This window comes from Candidatus Methylomirabilota bacterium (assembly GCA_003104975.1).
GTDB lineage: Bacteria > Methylomirabilota > Methylomirabilia > Methylomirabilales > Methylomirabilaceae > Methylomirabilis.
Window position 1 is genome coordinate 495,378 of record PQAM01000010.1, and the last position, 20,556, is coordinate 515,933.

Annotated in this window: 22 protein-coding genes, 1 tRNA gene and 2 pseudogenes; 20 read left to right on the forward strand and 5 right to left on the reverse strand. The window is 60.4% G+C overall.

The genetic code is table 11. The features are described from left to right. Window positions 1–103: 103 nt before the first annotated feature. The 4 genes from C3F12_09225 (at window position 104) to C3F12_09240 (ending at window position 6,273) form a co-directional block, all read left to right on the forward strand. Window positions 104–2,548, forward strand: a complete 2,445-nt coding sequence (locus C3F12_09225) for an ATP-dependent protease (GenBank protein PWB46219.1) — start codon at window positions 104–106, stop codon at window positions 2,546–2,548. A 33-nt stretch (window positions 2,549–2,581) separates the two neighbouring features. Further along, window positions 2,582–4,996 (forward strand): phosphoenolpyruvate synthase, encoded by a 2,415-nt coding sequence (locus C3F12_09230; protein PWB46220.1) that lies wholly within the window; start codon window positions 2,582–2,584, stop codon window positions 4,994–4,996. 40 nt (window positions 4,997–5,036) lie between these two features. Continuing rightward, a complete protein-coding gene (locus C3F12_09235) occupies window positions 5,037–5,552 on the forward strand; it encodes a hypothetical protein (protein ID PWB46221.1) in 516 nt (171 codons plus the stop codon). Window positions 5,553–5,787: 235 nt separating this feature from the next. Continuing rightward, window positions 5,788–6,273 (forward strand): deacylase, encoded by a 486-nt coding sequence (locus tag C3F12_09240; GenBank protein PWB46222.1) that lies wholly within the window; start codon window positions 5,788–5,790, stop codon window positions 6,271–6,273. A gap of 68 nt (window positions 6,274–6,341) precedes the next feature. Here C3F12_09240 and C3F12_09245 read toward each other — a convergent pair whose 3' ends face one another. The 4 genes from C3F12_09245 to C3F12_09260 form a co-directional block, all read right to left on the reverse strand. Beyond that, complete coding sequence (locus C3F12_09245) at window positions 6,342–6,830, reverse strand: hypothetical protein (protein PWB46223.1); 489 nt, start codon at window positions 6,828–6,830, stop codon at window positions 6,342–6,344. Window positions 6,831–6,959: 129 nt separating this feature from the next. Beyond that, the gene (gene higA / locus C3F12_09250) at window positions 6,960–7,226 is read right to left on the reverse strand and encodes an addiction module antidote protein, HigA family (GenBank protein ID PWB46224.1); all 267 of its coding nucleotides are present in this window, start codon (window positions 7,224–7,226) and stop codon (window positions 6,960–6,962) included. Window positions 7,227–7,464: 238 nt separating this feature from the next. Continuing rightward, complete coding sequence (locus C3F12_09255) at window positions 7,465–7,878, reverse strand: hypothetical protein (protein ID PWB46225.1); 414 nt, start codon at window positions 7,876–7,878, stop codon at window positions 7,465–7,467. A 116-nt stretch (window positions 7,879–7,994) separates the two neighbouring features. Then, window positions 7,995–10,277, reverse strand: coding sequence for an AAA family ATPase (locus C3F12_09260; protein ID PWB46226.1), 2,283 nt, complete (start codon window positions 10,275–10,277; stop codon window positions 7,995–7,997). A gap of 529 nt (window positions 10,278–10,806) precedes the next feature. Between C3F12_09260 and C3F12_09265 the strand changes: the two genes are divergently transcribed. The 8 genes from C3F12_09265 (at window position 10,807) to C3F12_09300 (ending at window position 16,833) form a co-directional block, all read left to right on the forward strand. Further along, window positions 10,807–11,286, forward strand: coding sequence for a universal stress protein (locus tag C3F12_09265; protein PWB46417.1), 480 nt, complete (start codon window positions 10,807–10,809; stop codon window positions 11,284–11,286). Window positions 11,287–11,342: 56 nt separating this feature from the next. Continuing rightward, the gene (locus C3F12_09270; GenBank protein ID PWB46227.1) at window positions 11,343–12,311 is read left to right on the forward strand and encodes a thiosulfate sulfurtransferase; all 969 of its coding nucleotides are present in this window, start codon (window positions 11,343–11,345) and stop codon (window positions 12,309–12,311) included. Between the two features lie 68 nt (window positions 12,312–12,379). Beyond that, a complete protein-coding gene (locus tag C3F12_09275; protein ID PWB46228.1) occupies window positions 12,380–13,378 on the forward strand; it encodes a galactose-1-phosphate uridylyltransferase in 999 nt (332 codons plus the stop codon). 9 nt (window positions 13,379–13,387) lie between these two features. Then, window positions 13,388–13,990: a nicotinamidase gene (locus C3F12_09280; GenBank protein PWB46229.1), complete on the forward strand. Its 603-nt coding sequence runs from the start codon at window positions 13,388–13,390 to the stop codon at window positions 13,988–13,990. Continuing rightward, complete coding sequence (locus tag C3F12_09285; protein ID PWB46230.1) at window positions 13,987–15,324, forward strand: nicotinate phosphoribosyltransferase; 1,338 nt, start codon at window positions 13,987–13,989, stop codon at window positions 15,322–15,324. Before C3F12_09280 ends, C3F12_09285 begins: the two co-directional genes overlap by 4 nt. Window positions 15,325–15,383: 59 nt before the next feature. Next, window positions 15,384–15,461 (forward strand) — tRNA-Arg (locus C3F12_09290). Window positions 15,462–15,524: 63 nt separating this feature from the next. Continuing rightward, entirely contained in the window at window positions 15,525–16,100 is a 576-nt protein-coding gene (locus C3F12_09295) for a carbonic anhydrase (GenBank protein ID PWB46231.1), read from the forward strand. A gap of 301 nt (window positions 16,101–16,401) precedes the next feature. Next, complete coding sequence (locus tag C3F12_09300; GenBank protein PWB46232.1) at window positions 16,402–16,833, forward strand: hypothetical protein; 432 nt, start codon at window positions 16,402–16,404, stop codon at window positions 16,831–16,833. A 26-nt stretch (window positions 16,834–16,859) separates the two neighbouring features. Here the strand turns inward: C3F12_09300 and C3F12_09305 are convergent. Next, window positions 16,860–17,000 (reverse strand): annotated as a pseudogene (locus tag C3F12_09305) (thymidylate synthase (FAD)). Window positions 17,001–17,055: 55 nt separating this feature from the next. Between C3F12_09305 and C3F12_09310 the strand changes: the two are divergent. The 8 genes and pseudogenes from C3F12_09310 to C3F12_09345 all read left to right on the forward strand — a co-directional run bounded on the left by C3F12_09310 (window position 17,056) and on the right by C3F12_09345 (window position 20,275). Further along, window positions 17,056–17,184: pseudogene (locus C3F12_09310) on the forward strand (integron integrase). Window positions 17,185–17,571: 387 nt separating this feature from the next. Continuing rightward, a complete protein-coding gene (locus C3F12_09315) occupies window positions 17,572–17,844 on the forward strand; it encodes a hypothetical protein (protein ID PWB46233.1) in 273 nt (90 codons plus the stop codon). A gap of 159 nt (window positions 17,845–18,003) precedes the next feature. Continuing rightward, window positions 18,004–18,312, forward strand: a complete 309-nt coding sequence (locus C3F12_09320; GenBank protein PWB46234.1) for a hypothetical protein — start codon at window positions 18,004–18,006, stop codon at window positions 18,310–18,312. After that, a complete protein-coding gene (locus tag C3F12_09325) occupies window positions 18,245–18,661 on the forward strand; it encodes a hypothetical protein (protein PWB46235.1) in 417 nt (138 codons plus the stop codon). Before C3F12_09320 ends, C3F12_09325 begins: the two co-directional genes overlap by 68 nt. Window positions 18,662–18,785: 124 nt before the next feature. Further along, window positions 18,786–19,007 carry a hypothetical protein gene (locus tag C3F12_09330; GenBank protein ID PWB46236.1) on the forward strand — a complete coding sequence of 74 codons (222 nt, stop codon included), beginning with the start codon at window positions 18,786–18,788 and terminating at the stop codon, window positions 19,005–19,007. Beyond that, the gene (locus tag C3F12_09335; GenBank protein PWB46237.1) at window positions 18,953–19,324 is read left to right on the forward strand and encodes a MazF family transcriptional regulator; all 372 of its coding nucleotides are present in this window, start codon (window positions 18,953–18,955) and stop codon (window positions 19,322–19,324) included. Before C3F12_09330 ends, C3F12_09335 begins: the two co-directional genes overlap by 55 nt. Window positions 19,325–19,617: 293 nt before the next feature. Next, window positions 19,618–19,773, forward strand: a complete 156-nt coding sequence (locus tag C3F12_09340; GenBank protein PWB46238.1) for a hypothetical protein — start codon at window positions 19,618–19,620, stop codon at window positions 19,771–19,773. Window positions 19,774–19,951: 178 nt separating this feature from the next. Continuing rightward, window positions 19,952–20,275: an ethyl tert-butyl ether degradation protein EthD gene (locus C3F12_09345; protein ID PWB46239.1), complete on the forward strand. Its 324-nt coding sequence runs from the start codon at window positions 19,952–19,954 to the stop codon at window positions 20,273–20,275. Window positions 20,276–20,556 lie beyond the last annotated feature (281 nt).

Sequence of the window (20,556 nt, forward strand, 5' to 3'; positions counted from 1 at the left end):
CGGTACGATCGGAAACGGGCCAAGCAGGCGGTGCTGAAGGCCTTGAAGACGGAGGGCAACACCACGTAAGCGACCGACACCACAACATGACGAGAGAGAGCCCATGATCAGCCCATTGGCACCTGATGCATTACGCAAGATCTGTCCGCCGGAGAGCCTTCCCTTCGAGGCGACTGATGAGTTGAAGCCCCTGGACGAGGTCGTGGCCCAGGACCGAGCCGTCGAGGCCATCACCTTCGGCGTCGGCATCAAATGCGAAGGGTTCAATCTCTTTGCGCTGGGGCCGGCCGGCAGCGGCAAGATGACGGCGATCAAACGCTTTCTGGCGAGCGAGGCGGCCAAGCTTCCCACCCCGCCCGACTGGTGTTACGTCAACAACTTCACCGACCCGCAACGCCCCCGCGCGCTCTGTCTGCCGCCCGGCCGCGCCCGCATCTTGCAGGCCGACTGTGAGCGGCTACTGACGGAGTTGAAGACGGGCGTCTCGAGGGCCTTTGAGTCCGAGGCTTACGAACAGAACCGACAAGCGGTCCTGGAGGAGTTACAGAAACAGACCAGCGACGAGCTGGAGGGGCTGCGCAAGCGCGCCGACGCACTGGGGTTCGGACTGGCCAAGACCGCCAGCGGCTTCATGATCGTTCCGATGCTCCGAGGCAAGCCGCTCAAGCCGGAGGGGTTTGAGGGGCTTGACGAAGAGACCAAGCAGTTGGTGAATCAGAGAATGGAGGAGGTGCAAAAGGATCTGGTCGCCACCCGGCGACGCGTCCGGGATCTGGAGCGGGAGGCGAAGAACCGCCTTGACGGGATCGACCGCGAGGTCGCGACCTCCGCGGTCGACCACCTGATTGAAGAGGTCAAAGAGAATTATGCGGATCATGAGGCGGTACAGGCGCACCTCGAGGCGATCCGTGAGGATGTCATCGCGAATGTCGATCTGTTTCGTCGGGAGCAGAGCGGGGCGCAAGGCCAGCAGGACCAGACGGCGATGCTGCGTCAGGGGATGGATCCCTTCGACCGCTACCGTGTCAATGTCCTGATCGAGCACGGGGAAAATGGCGGTGCGCCGGTGGTGGTCGAGGCGCACCCGACCTGCCAGAACCTGCTGGGGCGGGTCGAGCACCAAGTCCAAATGGGCGCGCTGTACACCAACTTTCTGATGGCCAAGGCGGGCGCCCTGCATCGGGCCAACGGCGGCTTTCTGGTCATTGAGGCGCTGGAACTGCTGAAGCAGTTTTTTGCGTGGGACCAACTGAAGCGGACGTTGAAGAACCGCCGGATCCGGATCGAGGAGCCGGGCGAGCAGTTCCGACTCTACAGTACCGTGACGCTGGAGCCCGAACCGATCCCCCTCAACGTCAAGGTCGTGTTGATCGGAAACCCCTGGCTCTACTACCTGCTGCATGCCTACGACCCGGAGTTTCAGGAGCTGTTCAAGGTCCAGGCCGAATTTAGCGACCGTATGACCCGAACGCCCGAAACAATCCTGACCTTTGCCCGCCTGCTGTCCACCTGTTGCGGGGCCGAAGGGCTCAGGTCGTTCGATCGCGGCGCCGTGGCCAAGCTGGTGGAGCACAGTTCGCGCCTGGTGGAGGATCAGGACAAGCTGTCGACGACCTTCAGCCATCTGTTGGATGTGGGCCGCGAGGCCTGCTTCCGGGCCGGGCAGAACGGGCATCAGCGGGTGATGGCGGAGGACGTACAGAAGGCGATTGCCGCTAAGATCCGACGGGCGAATCGGGTCGAGGAATTGTTGCAGGAGCTGGTCCTGGATCGGACCCTGCTGGTCGATACCGAGGACGCCGTGGTCGGGCAGGTCAATGGGATTGCGGTGATCCAGCTTGGGGAGTATCACTTCGGCAAGCCGAGTCGTATTACGGCGCGCACCTTCCTCGGGCGCGGCGGCATCGTCGATATCGAGCGCGAGGCCAGGATGGGCGGCCGTATCCACAGTAAAGGCGTCCTGATCCTGTCGGGCTATCTCGGCGGCCGCTATGTGCAGCAGACGCCGCTGGCCTTGTCGGCCAGCCTCGCCTTCGAACAGGTGTATGAGGAGGTGGAAGGCGACAGCGCCTCATCGGCGGAGCTGTACGCGATCCTCTCCAGTCTGTCGGGGTTGCCGATCAAGCAGGGGTTTGCGGTGACCGGGTCGGTGAATCAGCAGGGGGAGGTTCAGGCCATCGGCGCCGTCAACGCCAAGGTCGAGGGGTTTTTCGATGTCTGCCGCGCACGGGGGCTCACGGGCGAGCAGGGGGTCCTGATCCCCGCGAGTAATGTCCGCCATCTGATGCTCCGAGAAGATGTCGTGGAGGCGGTGGCGGCCGGGCAGTTCCATATCTATCCCATTCGGACCATCGATGAGGGGATCGCCCTATTGACCGGGCGGGAGGCCGGTGAACGGGGTCCGGATGGGAGTTTTCCGGAAGGAAGCGCGAACGGCCTGGTACAGGCGCGGTTGCGCGAGATGGCGGAGCAGGCAAAGGCCTACGGGGGCGAGACCTCGGCACAATCGCCGTCGGCAGCCGACCGCCACGACGACGCCGAATCGTAGCAGAACACGAACAAGAGGTCGAGAGGACGGGCCATGCGTGAGGATGCGTTCATCCGCTGGTTTGATGAGATCGACCTGGCCGATATCCCGCTGGTTGGCGGCAAGAATGCGTCGCTGGGCGAGATGTATCAACACCTCAAACCCCTCGGCGTACGGGTCCCTTACGGCTTTGCCGTGACCGCCGCGGCCTACCGAGGCTTCCTCGGCGAAAGCGGGTGCGAGGCGCGGATCAGGGCGCACCTGCGCGATTTGAACACCGCCGACATCGTCAATCTGCGTGCCCGCGGCGAGGCCATCCGAACAATCATCCTCGAAGCCCCCCTGCCGTCTGCGCTCGAGCGCGGGATCGTCGCTGCCTATGAGCGGTTATGCGGCGAGTACGGACCGAACATTGATGTGGCGGTGCGGAGCAGCGCCACCGCCGAGGACCTTCCGGATGCCAGCTTTGCCGGCCAGCAGGAGAGCTATCTGAACGTCCACGGGGTCCCGGGCTTGCTGGAGGCCTGTCGCAAGTGCTTCGCCTCGCTCTTTACCGATCGCGCCATCTCTTACCGTGAGGATAAGGGGTTCGATCATCTGGGCGTGGCGTTGTCTGTCGGCGTACAGAAGATGGTCCGTTCCGACCAGGGCGCGTCCGGCGTCATGTTTACCATCGATACGGAGACCGGGTTCCGTGATTGTATCCTCATTAACGCCTCTTACGGCCTTGGCGAGAGTGTTGTGCAGGGCTCGGTCACGCCGGATGAGGTGTACGTCTTTAAGCCGACGCTGCTGACGGGTCATCGCCCCATTCTTCAACGAACGGTCGGGAGCAAGGAGTGGAAGCTGGTTTACGATGAGGGGGGCAGCAAGCAGACCAGGAATGTCCCGGTTCCTGCCGAGGATCGTCAGCGGTTCGCCATCAGCGACGACGACATCCTGCAGCTCGCCCGCTGGGGGTGCGCCATCGAGGCGCATTACAGCCGGAAGAACGCCCGATACACGCCGATGGACATCGAATGGGCCAAGGACGGCCGCAGCGGCGAGTTATTCATCCTGCAGGCGCGCCCGGAGACGGTGCAATCGGTCAAGCGAATGGACCTGCTGCGGGTCTATCGATTGGAAGAGCGCGGGACGCCGGTCCTGATCGGCAAGAGCGTGGGTGAGATGATCGGCCAGGGACGCGCCAGGATTATCGCAGACCCGCACCATATGGAGCGGTTCCACGACGGTGAGGTCCTGGTGACCGACAAGACCGATCCGGACTGGGAGCCGGTCATGAAGAAGGCCGCCGCAATCGTCACTAATCGCGGCGGGCGGACCTCGCATGCGGCCATCGTCAGCCGCGAACTGGGGATCCCGGCGGTCGTTGGGACCGAACAGGGGACGCAGGTTATCGCCGACAGAGAGGAGATTACCGTGTCGTGCGCCGAGGGGGATGCCGGGTATGTCTATCGCGGTCGGCTCAGGTACAGCGTTCGGGAGATCGATCTGGGGATGCTCAAACGCCCCAGGACCAAGATCATGCTGAACGTCGCCAACCCGCAGGAGGCATTCAGCCTGGCGGCCATCCCCAATGACGGCGTCGGCCTGGCGAGGGTCGAGCTGATCATCGGCCACGCGATCCGGATCCATCCTATGGCGTTGGTGCGCTACGACACGCTGGCCGACGAGGCGGCCAGGATCGAGATCGCGCTGTTAACCGCCGCCTATGCCGATAAGCCGCAGTATTTTGTGGACAAGCTGGCGGAGGGGGTCGGGATGATTGCCGCGGCCTTCTACCCGAAGGACGTCATTGTCCGTCTGAGCGATTTCAAGACCAACGAATACGCCAACCTGATCGGCGGCAAGGCGTTCGAGCCGACGGAAGAGAATCCGATGCTGGGCTTTCGTGGCGCCTCACGCTATTACAACGACCGGTATCGGGAGGGGTTTGCCCTGGAATGTCGCGCCATGTGGAAGGTTCGACAGGAGATGGGCCTGACCAACGTCAAGCTGATGATCCCATTTGTCCGAACGGTGGGGGAGGGCGAAAAGGTCCTGGCGGAGATGGCAACGCATGGACTCATACGCGGGCAGAACGGGCTTGAGGTGTACGTGATGTGCGAGATTCCCAGCAACGTCCTGCTGGCCGAGGAGTTTGCGGAGATCTTTGACGGCTTTTCCATCGGATCGAACGACCTCACCCAGTTGACGTTGGGGGTCGACAGAGATTCGGAACTGGTCGCCCCCATCTTCGACGAACGGAACCGGGCGGTCAAGCGGCTGATCGCCTCGGTGATCGCAACGGCCAGGGCGCGGGGCCGGAAGATCGGGATCTGCGGACAGGCGCCTAGCGACTACCCGGAGTTCGCGCAGTTTTTGGTGGAGGAGGAGATCGACAGTATCTCGCTTAATCCGGACGCGGTCATGAAGATGACGGCAAAGGTATTGGAGATGGAGCAGAAAGGAGTGAGGAGTGAGGAGTGAGGAGTTGAGTGAAAGAAGTGAAAAGGACAGGAGGTGGAAGATGGCAGGTGAAAAGGTTCCGGTCAAGTCGGTCAAGAAGGTTGGGTCACTGCTGAGTGAACTGCTGGAGATCGAGCGACGGATCGCCGATCGCGCCCATGAGCTGTTCAGGGAGCATGGGTGCCAGGCCGGTCACGAGTGTGAATATTGGCTGCAGGCAGAAAAGGAGCTGCTGTGGAGACCCTGTGCGGAGTTGGTCGAAACCGACGGTGAGTTTCGCGCCAGCTTCGCCCTGGCCGGTCTGACGGCCACAAATGTCAAGGTGCTGGCTGAGCCTAACCACCTGACGGTCCGGGCGGCCATCAAACACGAAGACAGGAAGGAAGAGGGAACCTGTCACTTCTGTGAGTTTCATCGGGGAGAGTTGTATCGGTCGCTGGCGCTTCCGAACACCGTCATCCCGGAGAAGGCGCAGGCAGAGATGGCAGAGGGGATGTTGACGGTTATTCTTCCCAAGGGCAATGGTGTTGTCAAGAAAGCCCAGACGAAGCGGGCACCGGCCAAACTAAAAGAGTGATCGCGTGCTTACTTGCAAAAGTCAGCGATACGACAACAAGCCGTCACCCCGGCGAAAGCCGGGGTCCAGAAGCTTATGGGAACTGGATTCCGGCTTCCGCCGGAATGACGAATTGTGTACGCTAACTTTCGAATGAAGTACTAGGGGTGCGCGGCCAAATTGAACATGAGGCTATCGTAACGGCGCGCAGAGGCCTCGGTGAAGGGGCTATCGCCTGCGGGCAGGAGGTGCGGTCATGACAGTTCCGGCGCGGGTACGCGAGTGGTTGGATCAGCAGCAGGTACGGTACGAGATCATTCCCCACAGGGAGGTGTACACGGCTCAGGAGGTGGCGGGCGCCACTCATATCCCCGGTCGGGCCTATGCCAAGGTGGTCATTCTGAAAGGGCGGCAGGGCCTGATGATGGCGGTTCTCCCGGCCATGTGTCGGTTGGACATCGTGCGGATGCGGCAGGTTGTGGGCGACAGTGCGGCGAGCCTGGACCCGGAGACCGATTTCGCGCAGATCTTTACCGGGTGTGAGCCTGGGGCCATGCCGGCCTTCGGCAACCTGTATGGCATTCCGGTCTACTGCGATCAGCATCTGACCAGGGAGACGACGATCGCCTTTCCGGCGGGAAGCCACCACGAGGTGATCCGGATCGCGTCGAAGGATTTCCTTCGGATCACGGGCGCTCAGGTGTACGAGATCTGCACCATCGCGCACGAACAGGCGGCGTGACATGATCTCGGCAGGGCTCCGGCAGAAGGCCCCGTGACGGCATCAGTCGACGGGGCCTTCTGGACTGCTTACAATTTGTAGCCGAACTGCCGGAGCAACGCCTTTCGCGCGGTGATGTCGGCGTCCTGTTCGATCCCCTTTGGCGCCAGCCCGTCTACGACCCCCATAATCCCTCGCCCCGTAGCGGTTTCGGCCAGAATGACCTCGACCGGATTGGCGGTCGCGCAATAGATGCCGCAGACCTCGGGCACCTGGCGGATGACCGGCAGGACGTTGATCGGAAAGCTGTTGCGCAAGAAGATCAGGAAGCTATGGCCGGCCCCGATGGCGTATGCGTTGGTGCGAGCCAGTTCTGTCAGATCCTGGTCGGTCCCGCTCCAGCGCACCAGGCACGGCCCTGAGGACTCGCAGAAGGCGAGTCCGAAGGCGATACCGGGTACGGCCGTCACCAGCGCCTCGTGCAGATCCTCGACGGTCTTGATGAAGTGGGCCTGTCCCAGGATCAGGTTGACCGTATCGGGCTTCTGAATCGTCACCGAAACAATATTGACGGCCATCGTTCCTCCTTTCCAGTTAGGGATAACAAAATGGGGCTGGGAAAGCCGCCGCTCTCACCAGCCCCGTATGTCAGCTTCTCAAGCAATTGTATTGTACCGCAGAGTAGCCTTTGGATAAAAGTAAGCCAGTCATACCGACTGGCTGAGCGGCTTCAGGTGGGCTATTCCGGTAGCTCCCGTGCTGTGCATCGCGTGCCATAGATCCCAATCCTGCTGAAGCCCCAGCCGGAAGTCCGCCGACATCCCCACCACGCGGGCCAGTCGCAAGGCCGTATCAGGGGTGACGCCACGCTTGTCGCGAATGATCTCATTCAATACAGGAAAGGAGATGCCGAGATGCGCCGCCATGGCCGACTGCGTGATCCCTGATGGCCTGAGGAATTCCTCTGGCAGCATTTCCCCTGGATGGGTTGGGGCCTCTCGCTCGGCAGTCGGCGGCCCGCGAGCCCTCCCGCATGAGCCGTCTCACGACCGGCGATCCGCTTGCTAATGGCAGTCCGTAATTTCGACATTGTCCGGAGAGCCATCTTCTCAAGAAAAGTAAATTCGATACAGATAAGTAATCAGTGCATATTCAAGAGATTATAAGAATTCTTTAAGGCTGTGCTTTATCGTTAAGGTACAACTCGACGTGCTATTTATGTGTGCCTCGATTGTAGAACCCCACCCTCCAATCTTCCTTGGTATCCCCGTTGATGAAGCACTTCCACTCGTAGCGGCGACCGGGTTGGAGTGGAAGAGGACCCATGTTGATCGCCAGCACCACATCAAGGGGACTCCCTTCCGGAAGACCTGCAGGTCGGCCGACCTCAAAATCGCCGCCGAATTCGATGGGGTGCTCGCCGGCTTGTGTCGAAACTTTCACCGGTTGGCCATCGTCGTCCAGCAGCTTTAGTTCGAGACGGTGCTTGCGGTTGGTGTCGGTCCAGGGGACTTCGATCTTCAGCGCGATAGCTGATGGAGCAGGGTCGGGACCCGTGATCGACCATCCACCCCCGAGGATGTACAGTTTGCCCTCGACGGCCTGTGCGGCATCGGCCAACAGCATGGTAACCTTCATAGCACGTTCCCAAGGCTGGAGTGCGCTCTAACGATCTTCATGACGCAATACGATATCGAACGTCCTGACCATCGGATGGTGTAATCCGCCCGCAGTGGCACGGGCTACAGGTAGTGGCCGAGGGCCTGGTCGCGTTGGGGACCGGCCTGACGCAGGCGTTTGCCGACCTCGCCGTATTCCCGCTCCATCGCTTCAGTAACCGACGGCTGTATCTCAGCAAGTGCGGCCAGGAAGTCGGTGTGTGTGACCGCCTTCGCTTCCAGGTCCTTCCGCAGGGTAAGCTGGGCGGCGCGCATGCAGAGCAGGGCAAGGTCGGCCCCGGTGAATCGCTCGGTCCGGCGGACGAGGTCCTTGACGTCCACGTCGTCGGCGAGGGCCATATGGCGGGTGTGAACGGTCAGGATGTCGTGCCGGGCCGTGGCATCGGGGACCGGCACATAGACCAGCGCGTCAAAGCGTCCTGGTCGCAGCAGCGCCGGATCAATCAGATCGGGTCGGTTGGTCGCTCCAAGAATGACCACCCCGCGCAGCTCTTCCAGGCCGTCCAGTTCGGAGAGGAGTTGGTTGACGATCCGTTCGGTCACATGGGGTTCGCCGACCGCGGTTCCACGTCGCGGCACCAGGGCATCCACCTCGTCGAAGAAGACGATGGCGGGGGCCACCTGGCGGGCCTTGGCGAAAAACTCCCGAATCCGCTGCTCCGACTCGCCGTACCACTTGGACAGCAGATCGCTTCCTTTGGCCAGCATGAAGTTGGCGTGCGCCTCATTGGCGACCGCCTTGGCCAGAAGGGTCTTGCCGGTCCCCGGCGGACCGTAGAGGAGGACCCCTTTTGGCGGTTTAATACCAAGGCGTTCGAAGGCCTGGGGATGGGTGAGCGGCAACTCTACCGTTTCGCGGAGGGCCCGTTTGACGTCGGCTAGACCCCCGACATCGCTCCAGGTGACGCGAGGAACCTCGATCAACATCTCTCGAAGGGCCGAAGGGCGGATCCGCCTCAAGGCTTGGCTGAAGTCCTCATGGGTCACGATCAGGCGCTCCAACACCTCGGCCGGGAAGGTCTCAAGTCGCAAATCGAGATCCGGGAGATTGCGTCGAAGAGCGTTCAGAGCAGCCTCACGGCACAGGGCGGCCAGGTCCGAGCCGACGCAGCCGTGCGTCAGGTCCGCCACCCAATCCAGGTTCACGTCGGACGCCATCGGCATGGCCCGCGTATGGATCGTCAGGATCTGGCGGCGTCCGTTGCGGTCGGGCACCCGCAGCTCGATCTCCCGGTCAAAGCGGCCTGGGCGGCGCAGCGCCAGATCGATAGCCCCGACGCGGTTGGTGGCGCCGATCACGATCACGTTGCCGCGCGGCGCCAGACCGTCCATAAGGGTCAGAAGCTGAGCCACCACCCGCCGTTCTACCTCGCCCATCACCGTCTCGCGCTTGGGGGCGATGGAGTCCAGTTCATCGATGAAGATGATGGCGGGCGGGTTCTCTTGTCCCTCCTGAAAGATGGCGCGTAGTCGTTCCTCCGATTCGCCATAGAAGCGCCCCATGATCTCCGGACCGTTGATAGTCGCGAAGTGGGCCTTGGCCTCATTGGCCAGGGCCTGGGCCAGGAGCGTCTTGCCGGTTCCCGGGGGGCCGTGCAGGAGGACGCCTTTGGGCGGTGCAATCCCGAGCCGATCGAACAGCTCGGGATGCTTCAGCGGCAGCTCGATGACCTCACGGATTTCGCTGATGACCTCGCCCAGCCCGCCGATGTCGTCGTAGGTGATATCGGGTATGCGGGTCTCCTTGGTTTCCACAAACTCAGGGAGGAGTTCGACCTCGGTCTGGGGATTGATGCGTACAATGCCGGATGGGACGGTGGCGGAGACGACCAGACGCACCTCGCCCAGCCCGATCGCCAGCGAGCCGAGCAGGCCCCGGAAGAGCTCTTCCGGGTACATTCCGGACGGGATCGTCTCTTTAGAGCGTGAGGCGGTCCCGACCGAGATCAGGTCGCCGCGGACCACGGGGCGATAGAGGAGCGCCTGGCGGAGTACCTCGCCGGGAGCGACGGCACGTAACCCCTTGCGGGCGGGGGCCAGCGTCACCTTCTGCGCCTCACGCCAGGCAGCCTTTCGGACCTGTACATAGTCTCCGATGCTGGCATGTGCGTTCGTACGGATCACGCCATCAACCCGGATGACATCCAGACCTTGATCGGCTGAGCGGGCCGCCGCCACTAGAGCAGCCGTCTCCCGTTCTCCGATGATGGAGACGATCTCGCCACGGTCCAGCTCCAGGACGGCAAAGGCGGCGTCGCTGACACGAACGATCCCGCGACCGACATCCTCCTGGCCGGCCTCGGCCACTTTCAGGCGGATTCCTTCCGGCGATTGAGCCTGTTGCATCTGACGCTCCACACATGCGGCTGTGATGGACAGTGTCCGTACACGTCTATTGTCGCTTACGCGCGAACTCTAGCAAGCGCGGTAGATCACGTCAAGAAGGGAGTGTAGAACACCTGCCGTTGAGTCATATTCGAGCGGTCCGGAGCACAGGATGCGAACGGTGGAGGCTGAACAAGCAAAAGCCACAAGGTGTCGATTGATACATCACCTCCCGGCTGAATGCCGGACACCCCGTGGCTCTCTCGAGGAAGCCTCACTTGGAGCGGGTTTCGGTCTCAGGCCAAGCCCTCTTGCTCTGCAAGCCGATATTGCTTCATGCTTGCTCGCGGCTCTTTAGCCGTCGCCCGTTCTCTGGGGCTTCCTCATTGTTAATATAGGACGCTCCATGATAATTGACAAGGCCCATTGTGTGCCGATTCAACCGACCGTTCCACCTTGTGTCCTTCCCAAAGGAAGCGATGGAGGCTATACTGAGACACTCTCCGAGACAGTACACCGTGGTGGATACGACGGAAGGAGTTGACCCATGATGATACCGAGGTATCGGAAGGTACTGGTTACCACAGATTTTTCACCTCATGGAAACGCCGCGATCCCCCATGCGTATGCCGTCATAGGGGAGAGCGGGGGGACCGTAATCCTGTGCCACGTGATGGAGGTCCATGGGCCGCCGAACCCGCTCTATGCTCACTACGCATCATGGGGTTCGCTATCCGGGCTGGAACGAACGGAGCTTCGACAGTCACTGCTTCGCTCGTTGGAAACCCTGGTGCCTGAACAGGCCCGTGCGGAGGGTGTGACGACGGAGGTTCGGGTCGTGGAGACGCAGTTGCTGGTCCACGAGGCGATCTGTGAGGAGGCGGCAGAATTAGACGTGGACCTCATCGTGATGGCCTCCCACGGTCATTCCGGGATCGCTCGCCTGCTCATGGGTTCGGTCGCAGAGCGTGTGCTGCGGTCAGCCGACCGCCCCGTACTGATCGTTCGCCACCGGGATGAGCGCTTCTGATAGTCATAAAGGTACGTCGCCTCCGCCCTTGCGTCGGATCGTACGGGGAATCTATAATGCGTTTGGGAAGCGTGCTGTTTGCTTTGCGGAGTAGGCGAATCGAACGGCTGTTCTTTGGCGGCAGGAGCAGGAGGAACGGGATGAAACGGTGGATGATTGCGATCATGGCGGTTATGACGCTGCTCGTCACGATCCATCGATTGACCTGGGCGGCGGCCTACGGCAATCCACAGGTACTCGTTGACACCCAGTGGTTGGCACAGCACCTCAATGAACCGGATCTGCGGGTTGTCGATATGCGCAACAGTCCGGATGAGTATGCAGCCGGACACATTCCGGGCGCAGTGTACCTGTCGGTCAATCAGGTGCGCCTGGCCCTGAAGGACTCGGGTTTCGCGATGTCTCCGGATTATGACATCGAAGAGCGGATGGGTCAGCTTGGGATTACGAAAGAGACGATGGTGATCGCATATGACGATCAGGGTGGGCTCAATGCATCGCGCCTGTTTTTTACCCTTGAGTATGTCGGTCACAAGAAGGTTGCGTTGCTGAACGGAGGCATCACGAAATGGGTCGCTGAAGCGCGACCGCTGTCGAAAACGGCGCCGCCGGTCGGCAAGACGGTCTATCGCGTCCAGCCCGAGACGCACCGCGTTGCTACGGCCCGCTGGATTGTCAGCAACCTTGGCAGGCCGAATCTGGCGCTGGCGGATGCCCGCTCAGTCGCTGAGTTTCGCGGTGAGGATCTGCGGGCTAAGCGAGGAGGTCACATCCCGGGAGCCGTGAATATTGAGTGGACGCACAACCTGGCCGCCGACAAGACGTTCAAGCCGGCTGAAGAGTTGTCGGCCCTGTATAACCGGGCAGGGGTGACGAAGGATAAGACGGTGATCGCCTATTGTCAGACGATGCATCGCGGCGCCATGACGTACTTTGTGTTACGACTGTTGGGATATCCGGACGTTCGAGGCTACGATCGCTCGTGGAGCGAGTGGGGCAATGACCCGGCGCTGCCGATAGAGTAACGAGTAGCGCGAGTGTTGAGCGTATCGTGTGAAGACGGGACACATATTGAGATAGCGCGAGGAGAGTCATGGGTGAGTTGCGGCGCGATCCGGTAAGAAATCGTTGGGTGGTGATCGATCCTGAGCGTCCGGACCGAGAGGCTGCGCTTACGGTTGAGGCGCAGCCGCCCCCTCCGCTGTCCGAACCGTGCCCGCTTTGTCCCGGCAATGAGTCGATGACCCCACCTGAGATTATCGCCTTCGGCGAGCCCTCGCGCCGGCGCAATGAAAGCGGCTGGTGGGTTCGGGTGACTCCGGATTTGCAGCCGCTATGTCGGATTGAGGGCGATTTTGATCGACGGCCGGAAGGACCTTTTGATGTGATGAACGCGTTGGGGGCTCATGAGATTGTCATCGAGAGTCCGCAGCATCATCTGACATGGGCGGACTTTTCTGACCAACAGTTGGAGCGGATCCTGCGTACCTACCGGATGCGCAGTCTGGATCTGCGCCAGGATGAGCGGTTCCGGTCGCTGATCGTCGTCAAGAACAATGCGGAGGCGGCCGGGATCCTCCGACACCCCCATTCGCATGTGCTGGCGTTACCGTTTATCCCCTATGGGGTAGAAGAGGAACTGCGTGGCTGTCGGGAGTTCTATGCAAGAAAGGAGCGTTGCGCCTTTTGCGATATCATCCTGCACGAGCGGGTCTCCCGCGTTCGACGAGTCGTGGAGACCGAGCACTTTGTGGTCTTGGCGCCCTTTGCCTCTCGCTTTCCGTTCGAGACGTGGCTGTTACCCATCCGTCACGGCTCCGATTTCGGGAAGATCGGCGAAAAGGAATTGATCGATCTGGCCGGCCTTGTCAGGCGGACGATACAGATGCTTGAAAAGGTGTTGGGCAATCAATCGTGCACGATCGTCCTTCATAGTACCCCCTTTGACGAACCGCATACGCATGACTATCACTGGCATCTCGAGATCATGCCGAAGACGGCGCCTGTGGCGGCGTTCGGGTGGGGCGCGCGGCTCTTTGTGAACCCGATTCCGCCCGAGGAAGCGGCTGCCCTGATGGCGCAACAGATGTAAGGTGGCCCGATGTCGCCGCAGGGAGCGCAACAACTCACCTTAAGCCCGGGAGACGCCCTGATTGTCGTCGACGTCCAGAACGACTTCCTGCCTGGGGGCAGCCTGGCAGTCCCGCATGGCGAGGAAGTGATCCCGGCGCTGAATCGCTACCTGGATGCCTTTGTGCGCTGCGGGTTGCCGGTCGTCGCGACGCAAGACTGGCACCCGCCCGATCACTGTTCCTTTCGAGTATACGGCGGACCGTGGCCGCTTCACTGTGTGGCGGGATCGGACGGCGCGGCGCATGCCCCGGCCCTCGAACTTCCCGCTGATGCCGTCATCATTCGTAAGGGTACGCAGTCCAAGCAGGACGCCTATTCGGGATTCGACGGAACCGATCTTGATCTGTATCTGCGCTCCCAAAAGATTCGACGACTCTTCGTAGGCGGCCTGGCTACCGACTATTGCGTCCGCTATACGGTGGAGGATGGCCTGAATGCCGGATATGTGATGGTCCTCTTGCGGGATGCTGTTCGAGCCGTCGATGTGCGTCCCGGCGACGGAGAGCGGGCAGAGATGGAGATGATTCGACGGGGAGCGGTGCCGATCCGATGGGAAATGCTGGCCGTATGAATCCGCCATCGAGCCTGCTGTTGACCGACCTCTATCAGCTTACCATGTTGCAAGGCTATATTGAGCATGGGATGGAGGAGCAGGCAACCTTCGAGTTTTTTGTGCGCAAGCTGCCGCCCGCACGTAATTTTCTCTTGGCGGCCGGCCTGGAACAGGCGTTGGGCTTCCTCGAAGATCTACGATTCACGCCCGAGGAGTTGGAGTGGCTGAGCGGTTGCGGACTGTTTCGACCGATCCTCGTGGACTACCTGGAAACACTACATTTCACAGGGGACGTCTATGCGATGCCGGAAGGGACGGTCTTTTTCCCTGACGAGCCGACTGTGCGGGTCACCGCCCCGCTGCCGCAGGCACAACTCGTCGAGACGCGTCTGATTAACCTGTTACACTTTCAAACCATGATCGCCTCAAAGGCGGTGCGTTCAGTGCTTGTCGCCCCCGGCAAGCTACTGGTCGATTTCGGTCTGCGCCGCACCCATGGGGCGGAGGCCGGGTTACTTGCCGCGCGCGCGAGCTACCTGGCGGGATTCTCCGGGACGTCCGTGGTGCAGGCGGCGCCGCTCTTCGGGATACCGATCTACGGGACGATGGCGCACTCCTTTATTCAGGCCCATGAGGATGAGACGGCCGCTTTTGAGCGTTTTGCAGATGCCAACCCGGACAACGTCGTCCTGCTCATCGATACCTACGACACTGAGGCCGGTGCGGCGAAGGTCGTCTCGCTGGCGCCCAGGCTGCGCCGGAAAGGGATCGCCGTCAAAGGGGTGCGTCTGGACAGCGGTGATCTGGCGGACCACGCGAGGAAGGTACGACGGATTCTGGATGAGGGTGGGTTAGGCGATACGACGATCTTCGCCAGCGGAAATCTGGACGAGTCGATCGTCAGGCAATTGGTCGCAGCGCAGGCCCCGATTGACGGTTTCGGCATCGGGACGCGCATGGATACCTCCGCCGATGCCCCCTACCTGGATTGTGCCTATAAGCTGGAGGAGTACAACGGCAGGCCGCGTCGCAAGCGTTCTGAGGGTAAGGCGACATGGCCGGGCCGTAAGCAGGTGTATCGTCGGTATGACGCCGGGGGGTGTATGCGCTCCGACGTCCTGACCCTGGAAGACGATCCACGGGATGGTGAGCCGCTGATCCGGCCGGTGATGCGCGCCGGGAAGCGACTTCATGCGGCTGTCCCCCTCGCGGCGACGCGTGAGTACGCGCAGAACCAGCTCACGCGCCTGCCGTACGCGCTTCATGCACTGGAAAAGGGACCGGAGTATCCTGTTCAGGTGGCCCCCGTGTTGCGTGATCTGGCCAAGGCCCTGGACGAACACCGGCTCTGAACGGCTTGACCGTCTACGCCTCTCATGCTACAGTCACCCCGTTCCGTCCCCGAAATTCTGCGCCCGTAGCTCAGCCCGGATAGAGCGTTTGCCTGCGGAGCAAAAGGCCGGCAGTTCAAATCTGCCCGGGCGCACCATAGATCCAACTGGCCGATGACCCCCGACAACGACATTTCACGTTCGGTAACAGGAGGGGTGACATGAGCAGAATTGTGGATGAGGTGCTCGCTGCGAACAGGGCCTATGCTGCCGGTTTTGGGGATAAGCGTACGCTTCCTATGCCGCCGGGTCGACGGTTCGCCATCCTGACCTGTATGGATGCGCGGCTTGATCCGGCCAAGTATGCCGGGCTGTCTGAGGGTGATGCCCACGTCATCCGCAATGCCGGCGGTCGCGCCAGCGACGACGCGATCCGATCGCTGGTGATTTCCCACAAGCTGCTGGGGACTCGAGAATGGTTTGTGATCCACCATACGGATTGCGGGATGGAGACCTTTACCGACGAGATCATGCGCGGGCTGCTGGCCAAGAGTCTCGAGACGGCGACCATCGATGCCGATGGTTGGCACGATACGGGTCAGGGTCCCGGGTCGACGGAGGGCGCATTTATCGACTGGTTGACTATTGCCGATCAGGTTGCGAGTGTCTGTGCCGATGTGCGCCGCATCAGGACGCATCCGCTGGTCCCGCGCACGATTCCCATCTATGGCTACATCTACGATGTGAGGACCGGTCGGCTCATCGAGGTTCCCGAAGCCATACGAATTGGGATGTAGGGGCGGGAAGGTTTTCGCCCCTAACACGCTGACCCGCGGCGCCTGGCGCGACGATCCTATCGATATTTCAGGACGCCATTTTTTTTCTTGACAGGTCGATGAGCCCAATTATATTAACGACTGTTTCATGATCGTATGTTGTGGGAGAAGGGTTGGAGGCGCAGATAGAGCGGGTGCGCAGATACCTGTAGCCGAATCAGGGGGGCGTAAACTGTTCGCGGTGTTCGTAAGGCTCGAAGCCGCATGGAACGTTGGGAAGGGGCGTGACGTATCGTAGCGTTGGTCACAAAGGGTAGCTGAGATGAGAATTGTATCCTGGTACAAAAGCGACAAGGTCGTCTACGAATCGGGAAAAGGGTCTATACGTGATGCGGTAGTCGAAGCGGTCAGGAAGGACATCCCCCTGATGAATGCCGACCTCAAGAGCGCCTACCTCCGGGACGCCGATCTCGCGGGTGCCATCCTCGGCGGTGCCGACCTCCGGGACGCCGATCTGGAGGGCGCCAACCTTCAGGGCGCCAATCTGCGCGATGCGAACCTGGCCGGCGCGAACCTGAGGAAGGCCAATCTCCGGGATGCCAACGTCGCAGGCACCAACTTTTCGGGCGCCGATTTTGATGATGCTGATCTCTTTCATGTCAAGTTTTGGGGGCGCGGCGGGTCAACAAGAATTAAGAGAGATCAGATCGACTCGTTCTTGAAGGCGTTAGGAATCACTATCGCCGAGGAGTAGCCGTCGCTTTTGAGGCGACCCACCCATACCTTGCTATGCGCGGGTTGCCACTGGGCGGTGCCGTCGGGGAGAGGAAGTGCGGTAAAATCCCCGAAGAGGTGCGGCGCCTCCCGGATCATGATTTCGGCTACCTTCCCGAGGACACTCCGAATGTCCACCTTTACCCCTCGATCTGTAAGACCTCAGCCAACCGCCGCTGCGCCGTCTCACCGATGCGTACCGCTTCTTCAAAGTGATATCCGGACGATCCACGAGTTGCTTGGCCATCGGGATGTGAACACGACGATGATCTACACTCACGTATTGAACCGGGGCGGACAAGGGGTCAATGGCCCGGCCGATCGGCGATAGCGCAGCCGAGATAGGCGGCGGGTTGTGACGGAGATAGGCCGCTGGGTACGACCGTGTTTGACGACCATAACATCCTTGACACGTCCAGCTCAGTGATGGATATTGGGGCCGATGCGGCTCTGAGTCAACTGGCAATTTCAGGAGATAGGCCGCTGGCGTTTGCAGCCCTCTAAGCGGCTCAATTAATAGTTCGGCTCCCGAACGATGAGTGTCATGACGTCAAACAATGAAGTCGTTTCAAGTGGAACTGTGTAGGCCATGATTGTGTTGCGCGACACCGTGACCATCTACGTTCCCCCGGCGCGAGTCTGAAGTTGGTTGAGGTAGGCCTTGGTGTCGGGAACCAAATTATCCTTAGACTCCGTCAATAAATAGAGAAATAGAACATTGGAATACAAAGTACTACTCACAGTTTTTGCCGCAGTTTTCATCGCCGAGCTCGGCGACAAAACTCAATTGGCCACAATGTTATTTGCTACGGATAAAGAAGTAAGCAAGCTCACTGTATTCATTGGTGCTTCTTTAGCATTAGTTGTGGCATCAGGCATAGGCGTTCTCGCTGGAGGCATTATTTCGCAATATATCGGTGAAAAGCCTCTGCACTACATTGCGGGGATTGGATTCATTGTTATTGGTATATGGACACTCGTGAAAGCATGAGCCTAACAAAGCAAATGCACTCGGACGGCAAAAAGCGCCGCTCCTTCGGCACTCCGCTTTTTGCCGCCGGTGATTTGCAGCGTTAGACCGACGAACCGTCCGTCCCTCTGGTGCGGCGGGATGTTGCCGTGACGGGTAGGATGGCGCGGGAGACTTGGCATGGTGGCAGTCCTGGACAAGAAGCGTGGGGCACTCGTCGCCGCGGCGGCAAGGCACGGCGTTGCCTGCCTCTATGTCTTTGGGTCGGCGCTTCGGGACGACTTCAGGCCAGGGGACAGCGACATCGACCTGCTCGTCGAGTTCAAGCCCATGGACCCGTACGCCCTCACGGACGCGTACTTCGACCTGCTCGACGAGCTTCGTGAGATCCTCGACACGCCCGTCGATCTCGTTATGGCTGATGCGCTCAAGAATCCGTACATCCGGGCGGACGTCGACCGGACAAAGCAGGTTCTGTATGCAGCGTGATGTCCGAGCCTACCTGTTCGACATCATCGAGTCTTGCGAGGCCATCTCGGCCGCGGTTGCCGGCCTCGATCTCGAGAGCTATCGGAGCAATCGGCTCGTGCGCTCTTCAGTGGAGCGCGAGTTCATAATCATCGGGGAAGCCACCAACGTTCTGTCGCGTCTCGCCCCGGACATCTTCGCGGAGCTCTCCCATGCCCGCCGCATTATCGACTTCCGCAATCAGCTAACTCATGAGTACCCGTCCATCAATGACAAGATCGTCTGGACAACCGCCACTCGTGACGTACCGGTTCTTCGCTCCCAATGTAAGCGCTTGCTCAACGAGCTTGAACCGCGAAGCGCGGTCTAACAGGCGGATCGAGCTGACTCACGCCAGTCGTTGAGCGAAGATAGATCATTGTTCGCAGCTCATCCGCAAGGACGTTAGACTTGCGAGGGTTAGATCGTGTACACTGATTGCGGAGGCAGAGACGATGATTCGAACGGTTGAAGCCGTGATCGATGAGCACGGGAATGTGCGGCTCCTCGAACCTATCCATCTTCAAGCTGCCCGGCGGGCACTCGTAACGATCCTGGAGGAACGTCCTATTTCGGGCGCGCCGGAAAGCGCGTTGCTGAGCGAGGCGGCGCTTGCCGAAGACTGGGACAAGCCCGAGGAGGACAAAGCGTGGTTGCACCTACAGCAGGTGCGGTAGTTCTCGTCCGTTTCCCCTTCTCCGACCTATCGCAGGTCAAGTTGCGGCCGGCCGTTGTGCTGGCCGACGCCGGCCGAGGTGACTGGATTCTGTGTCAGGTAACCAGCAAACCCTATGGCGATCCCCGTGCAATCCAACTTAAGGACGCCGACTTCACTGCGGGCTCATTGCGAGTCACGAGCTATGCTCGGCCGGGCAAGCTCTTCACCGCCAATCTCGACTTGATTGTGACGCAGGTCGGCACGCTCAAGTCGCATCCCTTCCAGCAGATCCTCGATGATGTAGTGGATCTCCTCCGTAGCGGACCCTCTCAGTGATGCACGGTACACGTGGCCGATCTACGTTGAGTACCGTCCTGGGCGCCACCTGGATCCTGCAAGCCGAGCAAGGGGTAATCCACCTCGTCGCCGAACACCTCTGGCAACCGCAAGTTCATACTGACCTCGTCACCGCTCCCAGCCGCAACTTTCATTGATGTTCGCCACTTCTTTGCCACTCATCTGCTATATATGACGATATACGTCTCAGACAGTTCGTCATTCCGGGCTTGACCCGGAATCCAGTACTTTTCTAGTCTCAGGGATGATACCGCCTTGAAGATGGCTCTAATATCCGCATAGTCCAGGAGTTGCTCGGTCACACCGACGTCAGTACTACGATGATCTACACCCATGTTTTGAATCGCGGCGGAAGAGGCGTCCAAAGCCCAGTTGATAAACTCGGATGTAGTGTGGGCAACTCGCCGGCGGAAAACCGGATAGGCTGACATAGGTGCAGTGTTTGCCATTGTCCGGATTCCCACAAATGTCTTGTTAAGTGCCGGAAAAGATTATAGAGTTGCGGTCAGCTTCAGGAACGGCTGATCGGGATAGGCTGACCAGCATACATAATAGTTAGGCGGCACCGGCCGCGAGCTAAGATTACAGCGAGGAGGGAGGGCCTAAATGCCTGCCACGAAACTGATCGTGATGTACCCGCCCCCGGCGGATGTCAAAACGTTCGAGCGGCTCTACAAAGACGAGCATGTTCCGATGGCCGTCGAGAAGCTCGAGGGCAAGACCAAGATTATCGCGACCAAGGTCCAGGCTTCGCCCCAGGGGAAGCCGGCATTCTACCGGATCGCAGAGATTCATTTCCCCTCGCTCGAGGCGCTGCAGGCTTGTGCGGCCTCTGCCGGCGGAAAAGAGACCCTGGCGCATGCTGCGAAGATTTCGACCGGGGGCCCACCCGTTGTCCTCATCGGCGAGGAGCAGATCTTTACCTTTTGAGCAGGTCCCCCGGAGGTGCCGCCTAACGAGCGAATGGACCTGGCGGCGCGGCGGGCTCCTCAAGCCTGGTGGGTTAGTCCATGCGGCGAGAGACGGTGGACATGGAGAGTTCCGGTGAGTAGCGCCGCGGGTCATTCGCAGAACCGTTCCGCCAGACGCGCGAAGACGGCGCGCCGGTGAACTCCACGTTAGACCTTCGACACGGGACTCGAAGGCGTCAACGATCGATCGAACATTCGGCCCGGAAAAGCGGAGCTGAGTCTTGCGGGAAGAAAGGTGTC